The organism is Mariniflexile sp. TRM1-10 (assembly GCF_003425985.1).
GTDB lineage: Bacteria > Bacteroidota > Bacteroidia > Flavobacteriales > Flavobacteriaceae > Mariniflexile.
In genome coordinates this window covers 1,185,591-1,203,706 of the sequence record NZ_CP022985.1, presented here as the reverse complement: position 1 = coordinate 1,203,706, position 18,116 = coordinate 1,185,591, and the positions used below count along the sequence as shown (strand labels likewise).

Sequence of the window (18,116 nt, the reverse complement as noted above, 5' to 3'; positions counted from 1 at the left end):
CCAAAGGCTCACGAATTCCATCTTCCAATATTTATGTTATGAGTAATCCCCTTGTTTATCATCGGTTGGTATGTTAAATGTGGTTTATTGGGATTTTATAATAAAATTTAATTAATTGTCTCTAAAGTCAAACCATAATGTCATTGGGATACCATCATCGCCACTTTTAATTCGAATATTGGTAGGTTGGCTCTCTGGTCCTTGATGTTCTAAAGGTTTAAAAGATCGCATGGCCGGTATTTCATACATGAATGATATGTTGCCTTCTGGAAATTCGGGTTGTGGATGCGAGCCAGGGAAGCCGTTTTTAGGCAAATCTGGCGTAAATAATCTTAAAAACAATTTATCATTTTCACTAAAAAATTTAATATTGCCTTGTTCTGTTTTAAGATTGGCGCCTATCAAATTGGCATGATAGCCTTTAAACTCAGGATACACTAAATTTTCAAAACTTTCTCCTGTTATCGTATTGTTATAGTCTTTCTCCCAAAGACCGAAGGTGGTGCCTTTTATTCTGTTTTTCCAAACATGGTAAGGGCCATTTCCAAACCATTTCATGCTTTTTACGCCTACTTCTGGATAATCAAACGTGATACCAAGTTTACTGATTTTATCTTCAAAAGCAGCCCCATCAAAGCCATCGTTTCTGCCAGCATCTTTTAATATAATCATTTCCATTTTTAGTCTTCCATCGTTAAATAAGGTCCATTTTATAGAATGAATACCACCAAAATAGTTAAAGAAGCATACGGCACCGTCTTTGGTTTGTTCTATGGAAACGTTTTCTACTTTAGCTTTCATACCAATAGGTTTCGGACCATTGACAAAAGGCACATTCCCTTGATTGTTTTCAATACTTATAATTTCGCCAGTTTTAGCGTTTAAATTGACACGTAGTTTTTCGCTAGATAAAAGAATAGTGTCTTCTGATTTAGTAGCAGTGGCGGTTTTTACTGAAGCTTCTTTGGCCATTAACTTGTTGGCAAAATAGGGAGCGCGGTGAATTGGCCATGACCAAGTGTAGATTTCTCTACCATGTTTATCATGCGCAGTAATTTCTAAATAGTCACCATCAAAAAAGTTGCTGGGAACTTCAAAATGCATGTTTCTGGTTTCACCCGGTTCAACACTTTCAATATGAATGGTGTTTGAAGCAATAACTTCCGTTTCATCATTGGTGTAAAGCACGTTGCTAGCTGCTTTTAAAACACGGTATTCTAATTTACATTCGTTTAGATTGGTATAGATATATTCGTTTGTAATTAGGAAACTACCATCAAACTTTGATGTGATTAGTTTGGGTTCAAATTGAATGGGTGACCACACTTCTTTTACAGTATAGAAGCTACCTTCTTTTTCTCTGTGAGGACCTAAAACCCCATCGGCAGCAAGCGATCCTTTTGAGTCGTATTTTTGTTCGCCAGTCCAATCGGTTCGTAATACGGCTTCATCTAACATCGCCCATATAAAACCACCTGCAAAAAGCGGACTTTCTTTATAGCGTTTCCAAAAATCTTCTAAACCGGCGCCAATACCATTATCGTAAGTACCGTGCATAAATTCGGTTGGAAAGAATACGTTTTCACCATTATTAAAACGGTGCATACCTGTTAAATAGGTAGGGTAATGGTGGGTGTCCCAATCATTAAAATCAGCCCAAGGATGAATAACAATTCGTTTTTGTGGGTCGTATTCATGAAAAACGTGATCGATATCGTAATTCCAGCCACCTTCATTACCATGGTTCCAAATAATTACAGATGGGTGGTTTACATCACGCTGAACGGTTTCTTTAATTAATTTTGTACCTGTTTTGGTATCGTAGCCATTTTGCCAACCAGCCAATTCATTTAATACGAATAAGCCTAAGGAATCACAAACTTCTAAAAAATGGCTGTCAGCTGGGTAATGAAATCGAACGGCATTCATATTCATGTCCTTTAACAAATTAACATCTAAAATGCTAATTTGCTTATCAGTACTTCTACCAGATTCTGGCCAAATAGTATGGCGGTTGATGCCTTTCATGATAATTTTTTTACCATTTACATAAATGCCATCTTTCTTAAGAAACTCAAGTGTTCTAAAACCAATTTTTGTTTTATAGGTGTGAAGTATGTTGTTTTTGGTTTTTAAAGTTAAAGTTAGGGTATACAAATTTGGGGACTCAGGATCCCAAGTATTAACATCGTTCCATTTGGCATGTATGGTTTGGGAATTTTCCTTTTGATTTAAAGGAATGCTCATCGTAGGATATGTTTTGTTATCACCAACAGGTGTGATGCTAGCTTCGATACTGGCATTTTTAGGTAGGTTTACAAGGTTTAAATCGGCAGTAAGTGAACCGTCCATTTTTGCGTCAACAGCAACATGTTCTATGTACGATTTAGGCGAAACCTCTAACCAAACGGGACGGTAGATGCCTCCAAACAACCACCAATCGGTTTTTCGTTCAGCATTATTAACGGTATTGTTACTTGAATGTTTAGACACATGGACTTCTAATAGGTTTTCAGCACAGTAATTTACTAAGGAGGTGATATCAAACTTAAATTCATAAAATCCACCTTGATGCGTTTCGCCCGCCGATTTACCGTTTATTTTCACATCGGTATCCGTCATAGCGCCACCAAAAACAATGGTGATATTTTTTCCTTTATAACTTGCAGGAATATTGAATTTGTGTTTGTAAAATCCTTCTTCTTTACTGGGTTCTTTTTCATTTAACTCTTTATACCATCTGCCATAGGTATAAGTTCCAAAACCCTGTAGCTCCCAGTTTGATGGGACATTTATGGTACTCCAAACCTTGCTGTTATTGCCATCGGTACACATAAAATCCCATTTTACGGGGTTTTTGAAATCTTTACCCGATAAGTATATTTTTTGAGTTTCTTGTGCAGAAATATTCAAAGAAATAAGAAAAGCAAAAAATGCAATAAGCTTATTGATGTATGTTATTTTGTGTATCATAATTTTTTAGTTTCCGTCTGGTTTTATGTTTTCGAATCGTGTGCTCATTGGTAAAGTCCAATCGCTAAAATTGTCGGGTTTTTTAGGATTGTAGTTTGGTAAATCTGGTTTTATATATTTAGCAATATCTAACTTTAAATCTTTAATGCTTTGTACAATACATTTAGCAATTTCATTTGCTCCAAAACTATTAAAGTGTGTGTTGTCTTCTAGTTTTTCTGTTTGCCTCGGAAATGTGTTGGCGGGATATTGTACAAAAGCTTTTCTAGAGGGTTCATCGCCCCAACTTTCATACATATCTGTTGTCATTTTAGTAACATCTATTAAAGGTACTTGCAAATCTATTGCCACTTTTCGCATAGCATCTGGAAAATCGCCATGAGTTGGTTTTAAAGAGCCGTCATCATTAAAAGCTCTGCGTTGTGTTGGTGTAACTAATATAGGGATGCCGCCTTTTTCTCTAAACTTGGAAATGAATTCTTTTAAAGAGTTTTTATATAAGCCCCAAGCACCATTGCCTTCGCCTTTTATTTTTTCATCGTTATGTCCAAATTCTATAAAAACATAATCGTTTGGCTTCATAAGTGTTAATATTTTGTCCAAGCGTTTTGCACCTTTAAACGAACTTAGTGTAGCGCCCGATTCAGCATAATTGGCTATGACAACTTCATTTGAAAAATAATTGGTGATAAATTGCCCCCAAGATGCCCATGGTTCTAAATCTTGGTCGGTTACAGTAGAATCACCAGCTAAAAACAGGGTTTTTACATTGGTGGCTAGCGATATGTTTATGCTCTGAACGACCGCAGTTCCTGAGAACTCTAAGGTTAGTTTGTCATCCCAATTTAATTGATTTTTATCTCGGTCTTTAACTTTAATGTATTCTGTATCATTAATTTTTGGAGACCTAACATTTACTGTAAACGCATGCTGCTCAGTATGGTTCTTATCTAAAGTTATTTCTTTTAGCATTAATCTTCTAGATTCTGCTTTTACAGTGGTTTTTGAACACTTTTTACCTCCTAAAACCACATCTATTTTGTAATTGCCTTCGGGAAGTTTTACCGAGAAGTATATGCTTTTTTTACTGGTAATGAAGTTTTTTTTGAATTTTATGTTTTTGGCAGATTGAAAATCGAAACCGTAACCCAACGTGCTATCATACACGAGTGGTTTAGTTATGGAAATGGCATTATTTTCGTTTGATTTCGTACCAAAATCAAAACGTTTGTTTAGCTTGTTTTGTGCAGTTGCATTAAAAAAGATACTGTATAAAAGCAGAAAAAAATAAGGTTTTAGGTGTTTCATTCATTAAATTTTTCACTAAAGTATCTTCAAAAAAAAAAAGATCCATCCTGTACTATGATGTACCATGATAAATCTTTGAAAAGTCAAAAAGAGTTCTTGATAAAAAAGTGTGCTTAAAAGTTAAACAGAGTTGCGTTTTATATATTCAAAAACATTTTTAACTTTTTCCCTTTTATTATTTAAAACCAAATAGGCAGCAGTTTCTCCCATCGCTTTAAAATGGGTACTTACTACGTTTATACCTAAAAGGTCTTTTAAAGGTGTGTCATTATAAGAGATAATGCCTATGTCTTTTCCTAGTTTTAGGTTTTTGGCACGTACCTGCCTTACTAAATTAACCAAATCGTTTTCTTCTATAATGATATAGGTATCCTTGCTATCTAAATCCATATCATCATAAATTTCATTTAAAATTTCAAAATCGAAGTTATATTTTGAACAAAATTTTCTAAAGCCATGAACAATTCTAAGTGGGTAAGGATAAACGGATTTTAGGGGGTAAACCAAAACTAATTTGTCATATTTTTTAAGCTTCTTTAAGCCTTTTTTTAGAGCATCGTAAATATCTTCTTGAAAATCTTGATATACCGCACCATAATTTCCCTTAATTTCTAGGTTGTTATTATCTATAATGATTAATTTGTCTTTCGGGACTTTTTCAATCATATCTTTTGCCATATTGGTGATGCTTATATGATTTAAATCGTCTGTTTTAAAATGAGGCATAATCACGTAATAATCAAAAGCTCCAAGACTTTTTTCTAAAGTTCTGGCAAAAAGGGATTCTTCACAGTGATACACAGATAGGGTTACATGACCATTTATACCTATACTGTTAACAAACGAATTATAAATCATCATTTTATAAGAACTTAGCTTGTTAATCATGAAGAAGATTTGAATTTTGGATATCAAATCGGTTTTAGCAGTGTAATACCCTTTTCCTTTAACGGAAATAATGACTTTTTGCTCTTTAAGTTGTTTGTATGCTTTTTCAACGGTATCTCTAGAAAGGTAGCAAGATTCGCTTAACTCATTTATAGAAGGTATTTTTTCTCCAATTTTCAACTTTCCCTTTGAAATATCGTTAATTATTGAATCTACAATTTGCTTGTATTTTGGAACACGAGAAGATTCATTAATTTTTATATCTATTAATTGGGACATAAACCGAGACCGTTTTGTTGATTGTGTATTTAAAAAGTGAACTTAGCAAAATTAACATAAAATTGTTACCATAAACAGTATTCCAATCAATATTTTTAGATGGTTGCTAAGTTCTTATTGTGAAATCTCATGTATGTACAGGATACGTTCTCTTTTTCATTATCATAAATTTACCTTTCATTATTATAAATTTATATATGAAACACCCATGGGAATTGCATTCACACACGAGGATGATTGTTAAGGGTGTTGCATCTGACAATTAAAAACCAATAAAAATAAACAGATGAAAAGAGTCGAATGGTTTTCTGTTCTAATAATTATTTTTTCAATGCTGTCGTGCAAACAATATGTGACGCCCGATGAAAAAAAAGCGGTATTAAATAATTCATTTAAGCCAGATTGGGTAGATAAAGTAGGAGCAAACACATTTAGTATTAGCAATAAAACTTATTTCGTAAACGATTTTGGCGCCATTAACGATGGTAAAACATTAAATACGGAGGCCATTCAAAAAACCATTGATGCCTGTGCAAAAAATGGTGGAGGTACAGTGACGTTTAATCCAGGAGAATATCTAACGGGTTCTGTTTTTATAAAAGAAGGGATTAAGTTTTTAGTGCCAAAAGATGTAAAAATTAAGGGGAGTGAAAGCATTAAAGACTATAAAGAAATCGATACCCGTGTAGCAGGTATTGAAATGGTATGGCCTGCAGCTTTAATAAATATTATTGACCAAAAGAATGTGATTATTGAAGGTGAAGGTATTATTGATGGGCAAGGTAAGGTGTTTTGGGATTATTATTGGGATTTAAGAAGAAACGATTACGAACCCAGAGGATTACGTTGGATAGTAGATTATGACGCCAAACGCCCACGAACTATTTTGGTTTCCAATTCAAAGAATGTTTTTGTTAAAGATTTAAATGTGCAACGTGCTGGTTTCTGGACGGTTCAAGTACTGTATTCAGAATATATTACAGTTGATGGTTTAAAGATCAAGAATAATATTGGCGGCCACGGACCAAGTACCGATGGTATAGATATCGATTCATCTAAATGGATATTGGTGCAAAATTGTGATATAGATTGTAACGACGATAATTTTTGCTTGAAAGCAGGCAGGGATTGGGACGGGCAACGGGTTAACAAACCAACCGAGTATGTGGTGATAAAAGACTGTATAGCAAGACAAGGTGCAGGGTTGTTTACTTTGGGAAGCGAAACATCGGGAAGTATTCGTCATGTTTACGTTTCCAACATTCAAGGTTTAGGTACTAAAAACGGATTGAATATTAAATCGGCAACCAATAGAGGAGGTACGGTTGAAGATATTTATATGGAAAACATCACCATGGAAAAGGTGGGTACTTTTATGCAAGTAGGGATGAACTGGAACCCTAATTACAGTTACTCAAAATTGCCTGACGGATTTAATAAAGATTCCATTCCAGAACATTGGAAAAAAATGCTTCAAAAGGTGGAACCGGAATCAAAAGGAATTCCAACATTTAGAAATATCAGCCTCAACAATATTCATATAAAAGGTGCCAAAACTGCTATCAATGTTAATGGAATAGCGCGTTCCATAATTAGCAATATTACGTTAAATAATGTGTATATTGAAGCAGAAAAAGCAGGACAAATAAGTTATAGTGCCCATTGGAAACTTAATAATGTAAAAATATCTGCAAAAGATGGTTCTAAAGTATCTTTAGAAAACACAACTGAAATTGATTTTCCAGAATCAATATATCAATCAGAATAATAATTAGGTTAACATATTAAAGTAAAAGTGATGAACCATCCATGCTAAAGACAGCTTTAACACAAAGAAACATGATTATGGATACACCATCTGACCATTAAAAAACAATAAATATAATCAGATGAAAAAACTAATAAATAGAAGCTTAGTCATAATAATTGTTACGGGATTCTTAGCATCATGCAAAACAGAAAAACAAGAGCAAACACCTATAGCGTTAACAAACGGTTCTGGTATAAAGTTAACAGATAAAGCTGTTTCAATAAAAAGAAACCAACTCAAAATTACAGATAGTAATAATACATATCCTTTACTAGTTTCGGGAACAGATACCATTCCATCGCAATTGAACGATACAGATGGGGATGGTCATTGGGACGAACTGTTTTTTGTTGCTAATTTTTCTTCAAATGAAAAAAAAACAATGCAACTAAAATGGGTTAGTACACAACCTAATTATGTGGTAAGGACTAGCGCCCGTTTCGGAAAGCGCTCAGCTATTGATAGTCCTGTAAAGCCAGCAACAGAGGAGGTTTTAACTTCAAATGAATTACCAAAAAGTTTGGGCTATCAACGCTATCAAACCGATGGGCCTTCATGGGAAAACGATAAAGTAGGCTTTAGACATTATTTGGACGGCAGAAATGCCAAAGACCTTTTTGGTAAAAAAATAAGCGACATATCTCCCGAAACGGTTGGTATAAACTCGAAAGGAGAAGTAGAAGACAATTACCATGTGATGGAATCTTGGGGGCGTGATATTTTAGCTGTTGGAAATTCAGTGGGATTAGGTGGATATGCATTAATCTCCAATAACGAATTAATGCGTTTGGGCGTTACGGTTAACGATTCTATTAATAATATTGAAAAAACCACATTTAAAATAGAAGCCGAAGGTGCTGTAAAATCGGTTTTAATTTATGATTACCAAAACTGGAAACCAAACAATAATAGAACCTATGCTGTTAAAGAAAAAACAACCATTTGGCCTGGCATGTATGGCTACAAAAATACCGTGGCAGTTTCAGGACTTCAAGGTGATGAAAATTTAGCAGTAGGCTTGGTAAACATTCATAACGACAATCCATTATCTGTTATTGATGAAAACGAAAAATTTATTGTGCTATACACGCACGATAAACAAACTTATGATAAAGGTTGGTGGCTTGGTATGGCATTAATTCTTCCAAAAGACAGCTATGTAGGTTACACCGAAGCACCAGAAACAGGAAATTTAACCAACACCTTTTTAGCGAAGCTTAAAATTACAGATAACGAACCAATAAGTTATTATGCTGTTGGTTGTTGGGAGCTTAGTGACGCTAATTTTATAGATAAAACTTATTTTGAAACGTATTTAAAACAATTAACGAATCAATTATCTGCGGAAATAAAAATTGAAATAGGAACCTCAAACTAAACCGATTAAAGCATTAAATGAATTTATTGAAGAATTTTATAAAATCCATTGGTCTATTTTTTTTTATTGGAGCAACATGGCAAGTCGCTGCACAGGAAATAACTACTTCAAATACTGAAATAAGAAAAATTCATTACGCGCCTGAAGGCGAAAGTTTCATTTTAAAAAACGGCTCAAGAAAATTTAATCGTGCCTTATACGGAACCCATACTGGATTTAGAGTGGAAACTGGCGATTTGCCGGAATTCGCACTTTATATGCCTGGTATGGGCGGAAATTTTAAATTGGGCATTGTTACAAAAACGATTAGTAAGTGGCTTACGGAAAGCGACTCTATTCATACAACGTATATTCCGGGAACGATGCTTTATGAAATTAGAGACTCGCTACTTCAAAATGGGGTGATTAAAATACAAGTTGTTGCCCATGCCGAAAATGAAGCAATGATTTTAAAGGTTGAAACCGAAAATATTCCTGAAAATATCGAATTAATTTGGGTATATGGTGGGGCAAGTGGTAAAAAATTTAGTCGTGATGGTGATGTTGGTGCCGATCCGGAATCTGTATTTTATTTGCAACCAGAATATTGTGTGAATAACCAATATACACTTCAAAAGGATGGCTTTGTGTTGTATTTTGGTTCAGAAAATAACAAACAAAAAACAGGAAATAATAGAAATATCATAGGCTATTTTCCAAAGTCGGAAACAAAACTTGTTGAGGTCAATCCTGAAAAAAATCCAATAGAATTATTTCAATCCAAAGTAAAGACCTTACCCGTAGTTATTGGTAAAATCAATTTAAATTCTAAAGACAAACTACTTTGGAAATTAGAAAGCAATGATGCTGTAAACGCTATAAGTCAGATTCAAATAGAAAATGAATTCAACCAAGCTTTACAAAAAGTAAAACAATTGCGTTCTAGGGTGACCTTAAAAACGCCCGATGCTTATATCAATACCTTAGGCGGCGCATTAGCGGTAGCTGGTGATGCTATTTGGGAATCTCCAGCTTATTTGCACGGTGCCATCGCTTGGCGTATGCATTTAAACGCCTGGCGTGGTGCGTATGTGGCAAACCCTTTAGGTTGGCACGATAGAGCCAAAGCCCATTTTGAAAGTTATGGCAATTCTCAAGTATTAGAACCAGAAATGGGTCCTGTTGTTTTAGATAGTTCCCGAAACTTTGCCAGACAAAAAGAGGTTTTGGGCACCGCCATGTTTAGTCGTGGGTATATTAGTCGACGCCCTAATAACAATACCATTGCCCATCATTATGATATGAACTCTGTGTTTATAAACCAATTGCTTCGGGGTTATCAATGGACAGGCGATTTAGAATTTATGCAAAAGATGTGGCCGGTTGTAAAACGTCACATCGCTTGGGAAAAAAGGAATTTTGATGCCGATAACGACGGACTTTACGATGCCTATGCAACCATCTGGGCAAGCGATGCATTACAATATAGTGGTGGCGGTGTTACTTATGCATCGGCCTATAATTATAGTTGTAATCTGTTAGCGGCAAGTATTGCCACTTTATTAAATGAAAACCCAAAGCCTTATTTAGATGAAGCCAAACAAATCAAATCGGCTATAGAGACTAAATTATGGGTTGCGGAAAAAGGTGTTTTTGCTGAGTATAAAGATTTATTAGGAAACCAATTAGTGCACGATAATCCAGGGATTTGGACCATCTATCACGCTTTAGACGAACAGGTTGGAAACACGTTTCAATCCTATCAATCATTACGATATATAGATACTGAGATTCCACATATTCCCGTAAAAGCAGAAGGCTTACCACAAATTAATTTGGCATTAATTTCCACTACCAATTGGCAACCCTATACGTGGTCTGTTAACAACGTAGCATTAGCCGAAAATTTGCATACCGCTTTGGCATATTGGCAAGGAGGTAGAAGTGAAGAAGCCTTTAAATTATGGGAAAGCGCTTTGGTCGAAAGCATGTACTTGGGGGCTTCACCAGGCGGATTTCAGCAGTTATCGTATTACGATGCCATTCGTGGCGATTTGTACCGAGATTTTGCCGACCCTATAGGTATGGCTGCCCGCAGTTTGGTAGAAGGTTTGTTTGGTATTCAGCCTAACGCTATTGAAAATACCTTGGTTATAAAACCAGGATTCCCTAAAGATTGGAAGGAGGCTTCATTGGATATTCCCGATATTTCTATCGCTTTCGCGGAAAAAGAAAACATGTTAAAATATATAATCAATTCTAGATTTGAAAAGGAAATGGCACTTCATTTTTCTTTAGATGTTTTAAATGAAGGGATTGAATACATTAAAATAAATGGCGAAAACGTTTCATGGAAATTTGATGAAACGGCCATTGGTAACCCAAAGGTTGTTGTTGAAAGCCCATATCAAAAGCACTATGCCATCGAAATAAAGTTAAAAGAAGAAAAGCTTGAACAACCCAAGTTTGAGTTTGAAGGGTATCAAAACAAAAAACTTCAATTTAAAACTTCAAAAGCCGAAATTATTAAAGTTTATGACCCACAATCAGCTATTTCAAATATTGATAAACAAGTACGTCAAGTAAATTTTACTATAAAAGCCAAAGAAGGTAACAAAACCTTTTTTGTTCAATTGAAACAAAACGACCTATTTTGGTGGCAACCCATTCATTTAAATGTAAAACCTGAAGAAAATAAATTTGAAAAATTCCAGAATTGGGATGAAAAATGGCCTTCAAACACCACGTTTGAAAAGATTTCCTTAGAAACTATTTTCAACAGTAAAGTAACCAATATTTTTGAAGAAAAGTATTTAAGTCCGCGACCCACATCCCCAACCTTGCAGCTACCGACACAAGGTATTGGTAATTGGTGCTATCCTTACATAAAACCAATCATTGTGGATTCTGGGTTAAGAGAAAAAGCAGGTAAGAACAACACCATTATAACACCACAAAATATTCCTTTTGCCACACCATCTAGCACAGATAAAAATAATATTGCTTTTGTATCGCAATGGGATAATTTTCCAAAATCAATTGAAATCCCACTTTTTGGAAAAGCCTCTCATGCCTATTTCATGATGGCTGGAACCACAAATCCTATGCAAAGCAGATTTGTTAATGGTGTCGTTGAGGTTACTTATACGGATGGAACGATGGATGCCTTAGAATTAAAAAATCCTGAAAATTGGTGGCCCATAGAGCAAGATTATTTTATTGATGGTTTAGCATTTACAACCGATGCACCAAAACCACCAAGAGTATATTTAAAATCGGGAGTCATTACCAGAGATTTTAAAGATTTTGAACCTATGAAAGGATTTACGGACTTTGGTATAAATGGTGGAGCAGCTACCATATTGGATTTGCCGTTAAACCCAAACAAAACCTTGAAAAATATCCAATTAAAAGCGGTTGCTAATGAAGTGGTCATTGGATTGATGAGTGTCACATTAGTAAGAAATTAGTCTAAATAATACCCCGAAGGCTCTGCCTTGGGGTTCCCATTCACCTCTCCTTTGGAGAGGTCAGAACTGCCCGAAAAGGCAGTTATGGGTGAGGTAAAACAAAAGCAAGCGTAAAAATAAGATTCTTAACTGTTAAAATAATATATTATGAACCATATTAAACCAAAAGGAACAAACCTTCATTCTAAGCAAACCTTATTATTAACGATATTGTTATCATTTTGTCCAATAGTTATTTTAACGTCTCAAACGCTAAATATTAAAAATGACAGGTTTTGGGATACTAAAAGCGGAGAGCCTATCTATAGTCAGGGCGGAGGGATTTTTAAATTTGTAGATTCTAATACAAATCTTGAAAAATACTACTGGTATGGTGTTCATTATAAAGAAGCAGAACTTTATCGAAACGATCCGTCTATAACACAACCTCATGCTAATTTTGTGTCTGTAACTTGTTATACTTCCACAGATTTAGTAAACTGGGAATCTGAAAAACCTGTTCTAACCAAAGAAGAAGTTGATCAAAATTTCAGTCGTACAGGGTGGATGGGACGATTAGGGGTTGCCTATATAAGCGAGTTGAAAAAATATGCTATGTTTATTCAACACAATAATGAGGTTTTAATAACAGTTTCAGACAGTCCAACAGGACCATTTAAGTGGCATCAAAGAATAAGTATGGAAAGTATGATTGGCACTTCAAACACGGGTGACCAAACGGTTTTTACAGATGAAGACACGGGTATTTCATATCTTGTTTACTCTTACGGAAAAGGGCGTCATAAAATTTATATCTCTGAAATTGGTGTTAAAGATGGCATGGTAAATCTATTGGATTGCACACAAGTTTTTAAAGGGGCTGGTCGAGAAGGAAACTGTATGTTTAAATATAAAGGCAAATATTACCTGTTTGCATCAAACCTGTATGGTTGGGATTCGTCTTATGCCTATTATCTTGTGGCTGATGATATTAGAGGGCCTTATTTACCGGAAAATAAAATGCTAATCACACCTGGTTCTATGGATGACTATGCCCATGTTACACAAACAGGTTTTTTTACCACACTTAAAACAAATAACCAAGAGTTAGTTATCTATTGTGGAGATAGATGGGCGAATTTTGCAGGAAATGGTTTAGGTTACAACCAATGGTGCCCAATAACTTTCGAGGCTGATGTGCCTTACTTCAATTCATTACATTCGTGGAATTTTGATATCTCTACAGGAAATTGGGATGTGGCAGCTGATAATAACTATGTTAAAAACGGGAGTTTCGAAGCGGATCGTAGACATGTTCCAAGTCCAGTAAAACCAATACAAGAGCAGTTGAAGGGGTGGTTTACAAAAATATATGAAGGGAATGTCATCGTGGTTGGCTCTGATGAATCTCCTGTTCTAAACTATTTTAATACGGAAGAAGACAGAAAACATGTTATAGGCGAAAAAAGCTTGAATATTTCTGATGTTATCAAGTTTAAAAGGAAAATTTACCAAACGATTGAATCCAGTCCGTTTGTAAAATTGGAAGAAGGGTCTTATAAACTATCAGCTAAAATTAAGAACACGAATGGATTTAGTAAACTGAACATGTATGCGGAAAGTGGAGGCCAGATAAAGTTTTTAAATGTCATTGAACAAAATACGTCATGGACACCTATAGAAATAGATGATATATATGTGTCGAATGGAAAAGTTGACATTGGTTTTATGGTTGAAGGAATTGCGAATGCTGCATGCCAGATTGATGATGTTGCCTTTGTTAAGAGCACAAAATAATCCGTTGGGTGAAATTAATAAAATTTAATTTATAACGAATTTTGATTATAATTTAAAGTCAATTTAGTACTTAAGTGTCAGTCTGAGCCTGTCGAAGACACTAGAAGATGCATTTCGACAAGCTCAATGTGACAATTTATATAAAAATTAGTATTGATAAAGCAATTACACCCAACGGGTTAAAATAGTCTAAAACACTTCAATGATTGGCAACATGAGTAAATTTTTTAAAATCGTAAATAATATATAACTAATTAACGCTGTTTAATAATGAAAAAATCAAACGTCCTTATATTTTTAATATTACTTTTTACAAGTCTTTTTACTTGTAAAGAGAAAGATTCTGAACCAGAAAAAATTGATAGAAAAGCAGTCGTAACAAGGCATCATGTGAAAATTTCAGCAATTGATACACTTGGATCTTTAAATGTTGGCAACGGGAAGTTTGCTTTTACGGTCGATGTTACTGGGCTACAATCGTTTCCCGAATTTTATGAAAAAGGAGTACCCTTAGGAACCCAATCCGAATGGGGGTGGCATACGTCTCCAAATCCAGAAAATTATGAGTTTAAAGAAACATTAAAAGCCTATAATTTTAATGGGAACGACCATAGTTTGTATGCTATTCAGAATAGAGAAGATAAAAGAAGAAATGATGCTGCCGATTATTTTCGGGCAAATCCGCACCGTCTTCAGTTAGGAAATGTTGGGTTAGAAATTATTAAGATTGATGGAACTGTTGCTAAACCAGAAGATATAAAAGACATCAATCAAGAATTAAACCTTTGGACAGGTAAAATTGAAAGTAACTTTACTGTTGAGAGTGTTCCTGTAAAAGTAATAACTTATGGTGATGCTAACAAGGATGCCATTGCGGCAAAAGTAGAATCACCATTATTAAAGGAAAATCGTATCAAATTAAAATTCAGATTTCCATATCCAACCAATCAGTTTGATGATAGAGGTGTTAACTATACGAGTAGTGAATTGCACCAAACAACCGTCAATAAACAAACAGGAAAAGCATTTGTTTTCAACAGAACTTTAGATAATGACCGCTATTTTGTAAAAGCTAGTTTAAACACAGAAGCTTCCGTAACAAAAGTTGAGGAGCATTATTTTACCATCCAACCCAATACAGCAGACAGTTTTGAAATTGCTGTAGTCTTTTCACAAGCTAATAATAATGACGTGATTGCTTTTAATACAGTTGAGACCAATAGTATAAACGCTTGGGAAAAATTTTGGCAATCGGGTGCAGCGGTCGATTTTTCAGAATGCACAGACCCTAGAGCTTTTGAAATAGAAAGACGTGTCGTGTTGTCACAATATTTAACACGTTCGCAATGTGCAGGCAATTATCCAGTTCAAGAAACAGGGTTGACTTATAATAGTTGGTATGGTAAACCACATATGGAAATGTATTGGTGGCACAGTGCACATTATCCTTTGTGGGGACGAACCGATTTATTAGAAAGCAGTATGGGTTGGTATTTTGATGCGTATGATAAAGCAAAACTAATAGCCGAAAGACAAGGCTATAAAGGTGTGCGTTGGCAAAAAATGACCGATCATAATGCCGATGAAGCCCCATCGAACGTCGGGTCGTTTTTAATTTGGCAGCAACCACATGTTATCTATCTAGCGGAGTTAATTTATCGTAATAATCCATCAAAAGAGCATTTAGAAAAGTATCAAAAACTCATTTTTTCAACTGCTGATTTTATGGCATCTTATCCAAATTATGATGCTGAAAACGACCGATATATTTTAGGGAAAGGTGTTATTCCAGCGCAAGAATGTTTTGATAAATTAGAAACATATAATCCGCCTTTCGAATTGGCTTATTGGAAATGGGCATTACAAGTAGCACAACAATGGCGTGAACGATTGGGGTTACAACCAGAAGCTGAATGGCAAAAAATTATAGATAAACTATCGCCAATGGCACAAAAAGATGGTGTGTATCTAGCGGCAGAAAGTGTGCCTAACTCGTATTCACCAACAAGTGAGCACACCATAGACCATCCAGCGGTTTTAGGAGCTATGAGTATGTTGCCACATAATAATTTTGTTGATGTTTCAGTCATGAACAAAACGTTTGATATTGTTGATGAGGTTTGGACTTGGAACCATACATGGGGTTGGGATTTCCCATTAGAGGCCATGACGGCCACACGACTTAATCGACCAGAAGATGCTGTAAAAGCACTTTTAAGGGATGAAATAACCAATACCTATTTACCAAGCGGGCATAATTACCAAACACCAAGACTTACATTGTATCTGCCAGGTAATGGAGGCATTCTTTCTGCTGTGGCACTTATGTGTGCAGGTTACGATGGCAATACTATTGAAAATCCAGGGTTTCCTAAAGATGGTAAATGGGATGTGAAATGGGAAGGGCTAAAACCCATGCCTTAAAAAGCCGCGCAATTTATTTTATAGTAGATAAAGTGTTATTATCTTACTTTTTATGTTAATTAATTAAAGCAATTCTGTTTTTTAACGAAATAATTTTTGTAAATAAATAAATTTGTATAATATTGTGCAATCGATTACCCTTGTGCTGTGAGGTTGAATTTAAAATGAAGTAAAAAAAATTGTATGAAAAAAATTAAAGGATTAATAGTGTTGGTTTTTTTATTGGGACTATATGGATGTAGTAGTGATGACCCTGCTGATGAAACCTCAAAAAACATTCTTGTTAACAATATTGTAGTTAATGGGAGTAATATTACCGATGGAAATGCTAAACAGTTCTCTGTTGCAGTACTTCCAAGTAATGCTACTGATAGAACAGTCACTTGGAGTGTGTCGGATGAATCTGTAGCGGTTATCTCAAGTTCTGGACTTTTAACACCTATGGATAACGGAACGGTAACGGTAACAGCAACAGCAAATGATGCGTCTGGAATTTCAGCAGAAAAAGTCATTACAATATCTGGCGTAACAGGGCCACCGGTTTTTGTTGAAAGTATTTCTATTACCGGAACAGATATAACTGATGGACAACCCCAACAATTATCTGTAGAGGTTTTACCTGCTAATGCCAATAACAAAGCAGTTACTTGGGCAGTTTCAGATGCACTATATGCTTCCATATCGAATACTGGATTGTTAACTCCTAAACTTAATGGGACAATAACAGTAACAGCAACAGCTACCGATGGTAGTGGGAAGGTAGGCCAACTTCAAATAAACATATCTGGTGTAACGCCCGTTTATGCGACTACTTTAAAAGCTGAAAATATGTTGTTATGGCAACGTAGCAATGGTGGATGGCCAAAAGAACCTCACAATGATTTTTCTGGGTATGATCGTGTGCAAACATCTTCTGAAATAACAAAGGCTAATAATGAAAAAAATAATACAGATACAACTACAGATAATGGCCATACAATAACAGAAATTAGATCTTTAATGAGTGCTTATAAAGCGACCCAAAACCCTGATTATTTAGCGGCAGCCATGAGAGGAATTGATTGGGTTCTTGAAGCACAATATGATAATGGTGGTTGGCCTCAATATTACCCGTTAAGAAATAACTATAGCCGTCATATTACCTATAATGATAATGCTATGGGAAATGTTATGAACTTAATGAGGGATATCTTTTTGAAGAGAAATAACATGGATTTAATAGATGCAAGCTATGTAGCTAAAGCACAAACAGCATTTGATAAAGGTATTCAAGTTATTTTGGACACTCAAGTTACTATTAACGGTGCAAAAACGGCATGGTGTGCTCAACATAATGCTATAACTTTATTACCAGCAGATGCAAGGGATTATGAATTGGCTTCAAATAGCGGTTCTGAATCTGTTGGTATAGTACGTTTATTAATGACTTTGGACAATCCATCATCTGAGGTAATTGATGCCGTTAATAAAGCAGTTGCTTGGTTTGAATCGGTTAAAATAGTTGGCTATAAATTACAAGATACAGGTAGTGATAAAGTATTGGTAGAATCTCCAGGAAATGTGATGTGGGCAAGGTTTTACACTTTAGATGATTATACAGGTCATACATATCAGGCATTATTTAATACATTTGAGCCTAATGAGCCATTTTTCTGTAGTAGAGTTGCAGATGCCGAGGGGGGTGGTCCAAGAAAAACCATTGCCGAAATATCACATGAAAGAAGAAATGGTTATGCATGGTACGGCAATTGGCCAGCCAGTTTAATAGGCTCTGAGTATAGTAGTTGGAAAACCAAACATGGTATTTAATAAGTATTTGAGTTAGTCAAAA

Annotated in this window: 9 protein-coding genes; 6 read left to right on the top strand and 3 right to left on the bottom strand. The window is 35.2% G+C overall.

Annotated elements, in window-relative coordinates:
- Positions 1 to 111: 111 nt before the first annotated feature.
- The 3 genes from CJ739_RS05185 to CJ739_RS05175 all read right to left on the bottom strand — a co-directional run bounded on the left by CJ739_RS05185 (position 112) and on the right by CJ739_RS05175 (position 5,448).
- Positions 112 to 2,973: a glycoside hydrolase family 2 protein gene (locus tag CJ739_RS05185; RefSeq protein WP_117173101.1), complete on the bottom strand. Its 2,862-nt coding sequence runs from the start codon at positions 2,971 to 2,973 to the stop codon at positions 112 to 114.
- Between the two features lie 6 nt (positions 2,974 to 2,979).
- On the bottom strand, positions 2,980 to 4,281 hold the full coding sequence (locus CJ739_RS05180) for a rhamnogalacturonan acetylesterase (RefSeq protein WP_117173099.1): 1,302 nt from the start codon (positions 4,279 to 4,281) through the stop codon (positions 2,980 to 2,982).
- A gap of 120 nt (positions 4,282 to 4,401) precedes the next feature.
- Positions 4,402 to 5,448, bottom strand: coding sequence for a GntR family transcriptional regulator (locus CJ739_RS05175; RefSeq protein ID WP_117173097.1), 1,047 nt, complete (start codon positions 5,446 to 5,448; stop codon positions 4,402 to 4,404).
- A gap of 286 nt (positions 5,449 to 5,734) precedes the next feature.
- On the opposite strand from CJ739_RS05175, the gene CJ739_RS05170 reads away from it, so the two are divergent.
- From CJ739_RS05170 to pelA, 6 genes are all read left to right on the top strand, one after another.
- Positions 5,735 to 7,216: a glycoside hydrolase family 28 protein gene (locus tag CJ739_RS05170; protein ID WP_117173095.1), complete on the top strand. Its 1,482-nt coding sequence runs from the start codon at positions 5,735 to 5,737 to the stop codon at positions 7,214 to 7,216.
- Between the two features lie 121 nt (positions 7,217 to 7,337).
- Positions 7,338 to 8,636, top strand: coding sequence for a DUF4861 domain-containing protein (locus CJ739_RS05165; protein ID WP_117173093.1), 1,299 nt, complete (start codon positions 7,338 to 7,340; stop codon positions 8,634 to 8,636).
- Between the two features lie 17 nt (positions 8,637 to 8,653).
- Entirely contained in the window at positions 8,654 to 12,085 is a 3,432-nt protein-coding gene (locus CJ739_RS05160; RefSeq protein WP_117173091.1) for a DUF4450 domain-containing protein, read from the top strand.
- Positions 12,086 to 12,232: 147 nt separating this feature from the next.
- Positions 12,233 to 13,861, top strand: a complete 1,629-nt coding sequence (locus CJ739_RS05155) for a family 43 glycosylhydrolase (protein ID WP_117173089.1) — start codon at positions 12,233 to 12,235, stop codon at positions 13,859 to 13,861.
- Positions 13,862 to 14,131: 270 nt separating this feature from the next.
- Positions 14,132 to 16,285: a hypothetical protein gene (locus CJ739_RS05150; protein ID WP_117173087.1), complete on the top strand. Its 2,154-nt coding sequence runs from the start codon at positions 14,132 to 14,134 to the stop codon at positions 16,283 to 16,285.
- A gap of 183 nt (positions 16,286 to 16,468) precedes the next feature.
- Entirely contained in the window at positions 16,469 to 18,094 is a 1,626-nt protein-coding gene (gene pelA, locus CJ739_RS05145) for a pectate lyase (protein ID WP_117173085.1), read from the top strand.
- Positions 18,095 to 18,116 lie beyond the last annotated feature (22 nt).